We start from the raw sequence: 1,474 nt of genomic DNA on the forward strand, positions 1-1,474 counted from the left end.
TTTAATAAAAGACCATTTGCTACATTAAACAGCGATTAAATGACTTCGGTATGCTGCCGGAGTCATTTTTTTTAACGTCCATTGCTTTCTTGTATTGTTGTAGTGCTCCATATAATCATCTATCATATATTTTAATTCTGATAAGCTTCCAGCTTCTTTATATTCTATTTCATCTTTAAAATGCCCAAAGAATGACTCCATTGGCGAATTATCTAGGCAGTTTCCTCGGCGAGACATTGACTGAAGTAATCCCATTTCTTTGACGCATTTTTGAAATGCTGGGTGTGTATAATGGAAACCTTGATCTGAATGAATCATCGCTTCAGGATGTAAATTGTCATTGATATGCTCTTCTAATTTTTTTAGCGTACGATAAACAAACTCCATGCGTAAATTTGTCGATACCTCATATGCAACGATTTCTCGTGTTGCAACATCCTTTATACACGATAGATACGCTGTTTGTCCGCCACGATATTGTAAATACGTAATATCTGTTAAAAACACTTTGCCTGGCTCTGTTTGATGAAAATTACGATTTAGATGATTAGGTACTTGACGATGGATTTCTGTAGCTTTGGCAAGATTTCGATAAGGGTTTGCACGTCTTACTTTCGAATATAGATTGAATTTACGCATTAATCGTAGAATTTTTTTATGATTCATCGGGATTTCAAGTAGTTCTTCTAGTGCCATGTAAAGACCCCGATAACCAACTTTTCCTTTTGACGCATCATAAATCGTTTTTAGTAGGACGTAGTCCTGAAAATCTGCTTCTTCTCGCATCGCTTGTTTCTCACTATTTTGGAGCCATTTATAATAACCACTGGGGCTTACATTTGCCAAATCACATAAATAACGTGTCATATTTTTCAACTGATACAGCCGAACGGTATCATTAATTGCTTGATACTTTTCCCTTGGTATTAAAATAGCCGTTTCTTTGCCTGCCTTTCCATCTCGTCTAGCTTTTTTAACAGTGTTAATTCAGCTTCAAGTAAACGAATACGTGCCTCTGCTTTTTCTAATTTCTTTTCAGCTGACATGTGTTCTTTTTTTGGTCGACCAGAACCTCCTTTTCCGCGTCTTTCCTCTGAAAATGCTTGTTCTCCATGAGTTTTAAAAGATGCTCTCCAGCGTTTAATCGATGACCTTGCTTTTTCCACACCAATCACTTCTAAATCAAACCCGTTTTCTTTAAAGATTTGTACAGGTCCCTTACCAGCTAGATTTTCTTTGACCGCAAAGATTTTATATTCCGCTGTATATTGAATAGAACGATCTGATACAGATGCTACAAATCGATTCGCTTCTATTTGTCGTATCTGATGTTCGTTAAAAATGATTTTACTCATGCTAATTTCTCCCGTTCTTAATTTCGTATATTTAGTATAACGAGATTTTTTTGTGAAATGAACAAAAAACCCCGAATAGGGTCACTTTTTAAAGTGTCCACTATTCGGGGTTCAGTTCA

At 36.0% G+C, this 1,474-nt stretch carries 1 protein-coding gene; it reads right to left on the bottom strand.

What is annotated here, in order from left to right; translation table 11 throughout:
* Positions 1–24: 24 nt before the first annotated feature.
* A protein-coding gene (locus C9J29_RS23910) for an IS3-like element ISBsp3 family transposase (protein ID WP_085961712.1) occupies positions 25–1,355 on the bottom strand; the annotation gives its coding sequence in 2 pieces (ribosomal slippage) (positions 25–977 and positions 977–1,355; 1,332 coding nt in all).
* Between the last annotated feature and the right edge of the window lie 119 nt (positions 1,356–1,474).

This window comes from Lysinibacillus fusiformis (assembly GCF_003049525.1).
Classification (GTDB): Bacteria; Bacillota; Bacilli; order Bacillales_A; family Planococcaceae; genus Lysinibacillus; species Lysinibacillus fusiformis.